This window comes from Actinosynnema sp. NPDC023658 (genome assembly GCF_040639995.1).
Classification (GTDB): domain Bacteria; phylum Actinomycetota; class Actinomycetes; order Mycobacteriales; family Pseudonocardiaceae; genus Actinosynnema.
The window spans coordinates 1-7,039 of sequence record NZ_JBFAAX010000302.1 but is presented as its reverse complement, the minus strand read 5'-3'; the positions used below and the strand labels follow the sequence as shown (position 1 = coordinate 7,039).

The following is a 7,039-nucleotide window of genomic DNA, read 5'->3' as shown; positions in this document are numbered from 1 at the left end:
CCCGAATAAAACCCCCCCCCCCCCCCCCCGCCGCCGCCCCCCACAGCCCCCCCGCCGCCCGCCCCCCACCGCTGATCCTCGCGCTGCGGGGCGGCCGGCCTGCGCCGCCGATCCCCCGCGCCCCGGCCAGCTCGCACCGCTGATCCCGCCGCCAGCCGGCTCGCACCGCCGATCTCCTGCACCGCCAGCCGGCCTGCGCCACTGATCCGCGCTGCGGTCAGGGCGGCCTGCTCCGCCGACCCCGCCGCCGGCCGGGCCGCTGCCTGCCCGCGTCACCTGCTCACGCACCCACGACCGACCTGCGGCGCTGCCTGGTCTGGTCCTTCGCAGCCGGCCGCGCCGCCAGCCGTTCCGCGCGCGCCCGCATCGCACGCACATCCCGCGACCCACGCGCGTCCGTTCGGCGTCCGGTGCGGTCGGCGTTCGTCGGCGTCGTGGCGCTTGTCGCCCGGCGGCCGGTGTGCCGGGTGCCGGACCGGCCATCCGAGTGCCGGGCTGGCGGGTGCCGGGCCTGTGGTGGCGTGCAGTTGGCCGGCGGCGGCGTGTGGCGTGGCTGGTGCGGTGGGGCTGGTCGAGTGGGCGGGTGGGGGGTGGTCGGCGTGGTGGTGGGTGGTTTCGGGCTCCGCTGGTTTTCAACCGAGATACGAGAACGGTGTTTCCGTACATTTCCGGGCGATGATCACCCGATCGTGTATCGGTCCCACCGTTCGTGCCTCAGTCGTCGCCGCGGAGCCCCGAGCACCGCACCGACCCCGGCGCAGCCTGCCCCGCCGGCGACCTAAGCCAAGCGGGACTTGACGGCGGCCGCCACTCGACCGCCCTCGGCGCGGCCCGCCACCTGCGCGTTGACCGCCTTCATGACCTGGCCCATCTGCCGCTGACCCGGCTGCTCGCCGAGCTGCTCGGCCACCTGCGCGATCGCGGCGTCGACGAGGACTCCCAGCTCGTCGTCGGCCAGCTGCGCCGGCAGGTAGGCCTCCAGGATCTTGGACTCGGACTGCTCCAGCTCGGCCTGCTCGGTGCGCCCGGCGCCGGCGAAGGCCTCCGCCGCCTCCTTGCGCTTCTTCACCTCGCGGGTGATGACCTTGAGCACCTCGTCGTCGCTCAGCTCGCGGGCGGTCTTGCCGGAGACCTCTTCGGTGGTCAGGGCGGCCAACGTCATCCGCAGCGCGCCCGCCCGAACCGTCTCCCGGTTCTTGATCGCCGCCGTCAGATCCGCCTGCAACCGCGCCTTCAACTCCGCCATGGGCCGGAACGGTACCGGGAAGCCCGTCTCACCCCGAATCGGTTAACCCCCTACCCTCGACCTCGTGAAGACGCTCGGCCGAACGCTGCTCGCCACGACCGCCCTGGGCACCGCCACGCTCGCGTACGCGGCGGGCATCGAGCGGAGGCGGTGGACGTTGCGCGAGGCGACGGTGCCGGTGCTCGCGCCCGGCTCGTCACCGCTGCGCGTGCTGCACCTGTCGGACCTGCACATGATGCCGGGGCAGAAGTCCAAGCAGCGGTGGGTCGCCGCGCTGGACGAGCTGGAGCCGGACCTGGTGGTGAACACCGGTGACAACCTGGCGCACCAGCAGGCGGTGCCCGCGGTCGTGCGCGCGCTGGGTCCGCTGCTGAACCGCCCGGGCGTGTTCGTGTTCGGCAGCAACGACTACTACGCGCCGCGGCCGAAGAACCCGGCCCGCTACCTGCTGCCGTCGGCGAAGACGAAGCGCATCCACGGCATCCCGCTGCCGTGGCAGGACCTGCGTGCGGCGATGGTCGAGCACGGGTGGCTGGACCTGACGCACGCGCGTCGCCGGTTCGAGGTGAACGGCCTGGACATCTTCGCGGCGGGCCTGGACGACCCGCACCTCAAGCGCGACCGGTTCGACGAGATCAGCGGCCCGTTGCCGGACGTCCCGCTGCGCCTGGGCGTCACGCACTCCCCGGAGCCGCGCGTGCTGGACCCGTTCGCCGCCGAGGGGTACGACCTGGTGCTGGCGGGGCACACGCACGGCGGTCAGCTGCGCATCCCGGGTTACGGCGCGATCGTGACGAACTGCGAGCTGGACCGCTCCCGCGCCCGTGGCGTCTCGCGGTGGGGTTCGCACATGTGGCTGAACGTCTCCGCCGGCCTGGGCACGTCGCCCTACGCCCCGGTCCGCTTCGCCTGCCCGCCGGAGGCGAGCCTGCTGACCCTGGTCCCGCGCCCTGTCGACGCAGGTCAGGACCGGTCTGAGGCAAAAAGGGATACCCGGTTCGGAGTGGGTGGGAACGTCAGGTAGAGTTCTCCTCGTTCGATCCCAAGCCGGGGTGTGGCGCAGTTTGGTAGCGCGCTTCGTTCGGGACGAAGAGGTCGCAGGTTCAAATCCTGTCACCCCGACCAGGTCAGGCCCGGTATGTCGCAAGACATACCGGGCCTGATTTGCGTCCTGGTCAGCGACCAGTCAGCGGACGGGCTGACACAGGCCGTCATCGTCGTCGTCATCGAGCGCCTTCAAGATCCGCTCATGGTCCAGCGTGCGGCGGGTGTAGAGCTGCAACGTGGTCGAGGCGTGCTCGTGCCCGAGCACGCGTTGGGCCATGTTGACCGGTACGCCGTCATCGACGAGCCACGTCGCGTACGAGTGCCGCAGGTCGTGGAACGTCATCCCGCCCGCCGCGAGCTTGGCGACGTGCCGGACGGCCTGGTCGTATTTGGCGAACCGTTCGACATGCTTGACGCCTTGGTCGTCGCTCCAGCGCCCCTCAAAGCCGTCACCGTCCGGCAGGATCTCACCGAGCAGGCCCGCGCGGACGAGGGACGGCTTCCACACCCGCGACCGGAACAGCGTCCGACGCAGCGGCCCGCCCGCCTCGTTGGTGAAGATCAACCCATCGTCGTTGGGCTGGTAGATCGCCATGTGCTCACGCAGGATCGGCACCAGCCAAGAAGGGAGCGGGATCTCCCGCCGACCGACCTTGGTCTTCGGGAACGGCTTGTACGAGGTGTGGCCGCCGACCTCGATGATCGTGCGTACGACCCGGACGACGCGCTTGTCCAGGTCGATCACGTCCAGGCGGTCCGCGATGGTCTCGCCCCAGCGCTGTCCGGTACCGGCGGCCATGGCGACGACGGCCCGGTAGCGGTCCGGCACGGCCGGGAGCAGGCGCGTGCGTAGCAGCTCGCGGGAGATGACCACGCCATCGGTGTCCCGGACCCGACGAGCGGGCAGCCGGACGCCGTCTGCCGGGTTGGATCCGATCAGCAGGTGCCGGACCGCAGCGCCGAGGACCGCACGCATGAGCCGGTGGCACTCGGCCACGGTCGCGGGAGCCAGGCGACCGCCCAGCTCAGTGACCCAGTCCTGCACGTCCAAGTGCTCGATCTTGCCGACCGGCCAGCCAGCCCACTTGGCGAGGACGTGGTTGGCCATGATCGAGGCGTCACGGGCGATCGTGGTCGGCTGGTCGTTGCGGGAGGCGAGCCAGCGTTCAGCGACCATGGCGAACAGGGTGCGTCCGGCGTGCGGGTTGACGTAGCGGCCCGCGTTCTTGGCGCTCTCCACGTCAGCGAGGTACGCGTTGGCCTCCTTGCGGGTCTTGAACGTCTTGGCCCGCTGCTTGCCGTCAGGCTCGCGCCAGTTGGCCCGGAACTTGCCCGAGTCGGTGGGGGTGACGTGGCCCATCAGCGGCCCCCGTCCTGGTCGTCGATCAGGCCGTCGAGCCAGGCGTGGAACCGCTTGCGCGGGATGATCCAGCGACGGCCGACACGCTCGGCCGGGATGGTTCCTTCACGAACTGCCTGGTAGGCCGCGCCCCGGCTGAGATCGAGCAGGTAGGCCGCCTCGTCCACGGTGTAGGTCAGCCGGTTGGGGTCGATCACCGGTACCGCGCCCGCATAGCCCGTGTCGTGGTCGGTCGGGTCAGGTTGGGGCGGGAACGCGAGGACATTGCTCATGCTGGGGTCTCCTCACCGATGCGGCGGGACAGCTTGCGGGATGCGATGGCTCCGGCCAGTTCGCGTTCGGCGTCGGTGCGGTAGCCGACTCCGGTCATGGCCCAGTCGTTGACCACGAGCACGGTGGAGCTGTCGGTGACGCCGAGCCGGTCGAGTTGTTCGGCGTACCGGTGTTCAGCACGGGCCGATCGGAGGGCGGTGAAGGTGACGGAGTAGCGGCGGGACTTGGTGAGGAAGTGGCCCCGGAAGCCGAGCATGTGCGCCCACTTGCGCAGGTTGAGCCCGGCGAACTCCGGCAGCCCGCCGAGCCGCCAGGCCGTCGAGATCATGGCCTTGTGGTGGTCGGAGACGTCCAGGTCCGCGATGGACTCCTCACGCTTGATGCGGGAGTCGACGCCGGAGGTGGCTCCGGTGCCCTTGGTGGCGTACTTGGCGATGTACCCGGCCACCTTGCGGTCGTGCACCGCCGCGTCCGGATCACCCGACTCGTGTGCGGCGATGGGTTCGGCGTCGACCTGCTCACCCCAGGTCAGGGTGTGCTGTCCCACGGCGTCGCTGTCCTTGGTGGTGACGTGCACGGAGGAAGCCGCGGAGCGCACCACCGCGCACAGCAGCTCCGGGGTGACCGTGACCGGCGCGGGTGATCCGGGACCGTCCGGGCCGTCCACGCGGATGACGGCGTGGAAGTGCACCAGGCCCCGCCGCTGGTACTCCGCGACCTTGGCGTAGGAGACGCGCAGGTGCTCGCGCAGTGCTCCGCGTCGGATGCCCAGGGCGTCGGCCAGGTGGCGGGCGGTGGTGATGGTGAAGCGCCGCCACAGCTCCGAGGCGTGCGCCTGCCACAACACCGCCCCGACGTAGTCGTAGGTGGTCGGGTCGAGCGGTGTCCCGAGGCGGGTGTCCGCGTCGTGGTGGAACTCCCCGCACCCACAGCGCCGGGCCTTGCCCGAGCGGGTACGCGGCTGGTTGTGAACCTTGCCGAACGACGGCGGGGTCAGCGTGGCGAACACCCGCACATGCCCCGACACCGACTCCGGCACACCCTTACCGCCGGTCAGACCGGACCGCACGAGGTGGAAGGTGTCAGAGGCGTAGCGGGCCGAGCAGGGCTCGCACACGGCCTCACGGCGGTTACCGCACGGCACCAACAACGAGCCCTCGAACCCGTCCAGCACCACACCGGCCGAGGTGTCCTCCACCCGCGTCGAGCCGGTCAACCGGACCGGGCGGGCGCAGCCGTACACCGACTCGACCCGACGACGCCACGACCGGAACCCATTGAAGCGCAGGAAGTTCGTCAACCGCTCGTCCTTAGTGGACAAGCGCGACACCAGAGCGGCAGTGGCCATCAGGCAGCCACCCCCGACACCCGACCCTGCCGCGTCAGCCAGGCCAGCGTTTCCGCGCGCTCGACCGCAGCCGTGCCCGCCTCGTCCAGGACGCCGATCACGCCACGCCCCCGGCAGACACCACACCGCCCGCGCCACTCCACCACGCCGGACCCACCACACCAACAGGTCCGCTCGGTGACCGTCATCGCGACCCCCGAGCCGACAGCCGCGTGCAGATGCACACCAACGACGCACCGACCACACCGGTCAACGAGCCGTCCGTGTCGATCTCCACACAGGTGCCCCAGCACTCCACACACGTGCCCTCCGGGGCCTTCCCCACCGGGGGGCTGCTCAACGGGCGGTTCAGCGTCCACGGGATCACCCGCGCCCGGTGGCAGTCGACCTCCTCCACCACCCCACCCGCACGCACCAACCGGTCCCACTGCGCCGCGCTGAACCCCATCTGCCCCACCACCAACGCGATGAACTCCGGCAGGTCGTCGAACCGCGACGCACACAACGCCACACCCGTCAACGGGTTCACATCCCAGAAGTGGAACTCCCGACCATCGCCATCCGTACGAGAACGCCGCCCACCAGCCAAAACAGCCGTCATGTCCGATCCTTCCGAGGTTCGCTCGGGCGGGTCGGCTTTCCAGCGGTAGACGTGCGCGATACCCTGAAGGGGCACTTAGCGGTGCACACGACTCCGGCGGGTAGCCGCCCACCTGGGTCACGGGAGCCCTCTCGGTAGCCGCCGAAGAGGGCTCTCTTTGTCCAGCAACAAAAGGGTATACCCTTTAGCCAAGTACTGCAACTGACTGTCACGCGACGTCATAACAGCAGGCAGGAGGCTTGGGATCGGGTGGAAGCCAACTAGGCAGAGTGAGGCTAGAACGATGACCGGGAGCTTCGAAGGTCGGCCCGCGTACCTCCAGATCGCTGACGATCTGCGACGACAGATCCTTGACGGCGAGCTACAAGACGGCGATCAGCTCCCGACCGCGCAAGAGATCATGGACGACTACGGCGTCTCCCGGATCGTGGTTCGCAACGCAATCAACGTGCTCCGCTCCGAGGGCTTGGTTCGAACGCAGCAGGGCAGCGGTACCTACGTCCGCCAGCACAAACCGCTCAAGAAGCGGGTCATGGGTGACTTGTACGGGAAGCGTCCAACGTCCTCCCCGTTTGCCCAGAGCGCTCAGACCGCAGGCAAGCAGGCTGATTGGGAGTACCAATCACGAACGACCAAGGCGACCAAGGCTGTGGCCGACCGCCTAGGCATTGAACCAGGGGACGACGTCATTCGTACGCAATACCGGTTCTTCGTGGACGAGGTACCGACCATGCTGTCCACGTCCTACGAGCCGTTGGCGATCACCAGAGGCACCGATGTCGAACAGCCTGAAGCAGGCAAGATCACCGGTGTAGTACCGAGGATGGATCACATTGGAGTGCACATCACTCACGTGACCGAGGACGTGTACGCCCGTGCGCCCAGGCCCTTCGAGGTCGACAAGCTTGAGGTGCCCCAAGGCGTCCCCGTCATGGCGATCGAGCGGACGTACTACGCGGACGACAAGCCGGTAGAGACCGCAGACATCATCGTGCCCGCCGACCGCTACGCGCTGTCCTACACAATCCGGGTTCCTGAGGCGTAGCCGCAGGTCCGGTCTACTGGTGAGGATTTTCTCTACTGGTTCAAGGCGGCCCCTGGCGGGGCCGCTCGGCCGCACTGTGCTGTCCCCGCTCGCCAGGTCCTTCTCGGCCCCGTCCCTGT

Annotated in this window: 7 protein-coding genes and 1 tRNA gene; 3 read left to right on the top strand and 5 right to left on the bottom strand. The window is 69.4% G+C overall.

All coding sequences use genetic code 11. The annotated features are described in order from the left end of the window. Positions 1-778 precede the first annotated feature (778 nt). Positions 779-1,246 carry a GatB/YqeY domain-containing protein gene (locus tag AB0G02_RS24545; RefSeq protein ID WP_360797806.1) on the bottom strand — a complete coding sequence of 156 codons (468 nt, stop codon included), beginning with the start codon at positions 1,244-1,246 and terminating at the stop codon, positions 779-781. A gap of 64 nt (positions 1,247-1,310) precedes the next feature. Between AB0G02_RS24545 and AB0G02_RS24540 the strand changes: the two genes are divergently transcribed. After that, positions 1,311-2,270 (top strand): metallophosphoesterase, encoded by a 960-nt coding sequence (locus AB0G02_RS24540; RefSeq protein WP_360797805.1) that lies wholly within the window; start codon positions 1,311-1,313, stop codon positions 2,268-2,270. 24 nt (positions 2,271-2,294) lie between these two features. Then, positions 2,295-2,371 (top strand) — tRNA-Pro (locus AB0G02_RS24535). Between the two features lie 61 nt (positions 2,372-2,432). On the opposite strand, the gene AB0G02_RS24530 is transcribed toward AB0G02_RS24535, so the two are convergent. The 4 genes from AB0G02_RS24530 to AB0G02_RS24515 all read right to left on the bottom strand — a co-directional run bounded on the left by AB0G02_RS24530 (position 2,433) and on the right by AB0G02_RS24515 (position 5,875). Next, on the bottom strand, positions 2,433-3,653 hold the full coding sequence (locus tag AB0G02_RS24530; RefSeq protein WP_360797804.1) for a tyrosine-type recombinase/integrase: 1,221 nt from the start codon (positions 3,651-3,653) through the stop codon (positions 2,433-2,435). Beyond that, complete coding sequence (locus tag AB0G02_RS24525) at positions 3,653-3,925, bottom strand: helix-turn-helix domain-containing protein (protein ID WP_360797803.1); 273 nt, start codon at positions 3,923-3,925, stop codon at positions 3,653-3,655. The genes AB0G02_RS24530 and AB0G02_RS24525 overlap by 1 nt, the downstream gene beginning before the upstream one ends. After that, positions 3,922-5,274 carry a replication initiator gene (locus tag AB0G02_RS24520; RefSeq protein ID WP_360797802.1) on the bottom strand — a complete coding sequence of 451 codons (1,353 nt, stop codon included), beginning with the start codon at positions 5,272-5,274 and terminating at the stop codon, positions 3,922-3,924. Before AB0G02_RS24520 ends, AB0G02_RS24525 begins: the two co-directional genes overlap by 4 nt. Positions 5,275-5,458: 184 nt before the next feature. Next, positions 5,459-5,875: a hypothetical protein gene (locus AB0G02_RS24515; RefSeq protein ID WP_360797801.1), complete on the bottom strand. Its 417-nt coding sequence runs from the start codon at positions 5,873-5,875 to the stop codon at positions 5,459-5,461. A gap of 283 nt (positions 5,876-6,158) precedes the next feature. Here AB0G02_RS24515 and AB0G02_RS24510 point away from each other — a divergent pair, with 283 nt between their 5' ends. After that, positions 6,159-6,920 (top strand): GntR family transcriptional regulator, encoded by a 762-nt coding sequence (locus tag AB0G02_RS24510; protein WP_360797800.1) that lies wholly within the window; start codon positions 6,159-6,161, stop codon positions 6,918-6,920. Positions 6,921-7,039 lie beyond the last annotated feature (119 nt).

What these genes read in the sequence shown, in the direction of transcription:
- AB0G02_RS24545 (WP_360797806.1), bottom strand. Translation starts at nt 1,246, where the DNA reads ATGGCGGAGTTGAAGGCGCGGTTGCAGGCGGATCTGACGGCGGCGATC.
- AB0G02_RS24530 (WP_360797804.1), bottom strand. Translation starts at nt 3,653, where the DNA reads ATGGGCCACGTCACCCCCACCGACTCGGGCAAGTTCCGGGCCAACTGG.
- AB0G02_RS24525 (WP_360797803.1), bottom strand. Translation starts at nt 3,925, where the DNA reads ATGAGCAATGTCCTCGCGTTCCCGCCCCAACCTGACCCGACCGACCAC.
- AB0G02_RS24520 (WP_360797802.1), bottom strand. Translation starts at nt 5,274, where the DNA reads ATGGCCACTGCCGCTCTGGTGTCGCGCTTGTCCACTAAGGACGAGCGG.
- AB0G02_RS24515 (WP_360797801.1), bottom strand. Translation starts at nt 5,875, where the DNA reads ATGACGGCTGTTTTGGCTGGTGGGCGGCGTTCTCGTACGGATGGCGAT.
- AB0G02_RS24510 (WP_360797800.1), top strand. Translation starts at nt 6,159, where the DNA reads ATGACCGGGAGCTTCGAAGGTCGGCCCGCGTACCTCCAGATCGCTGAC.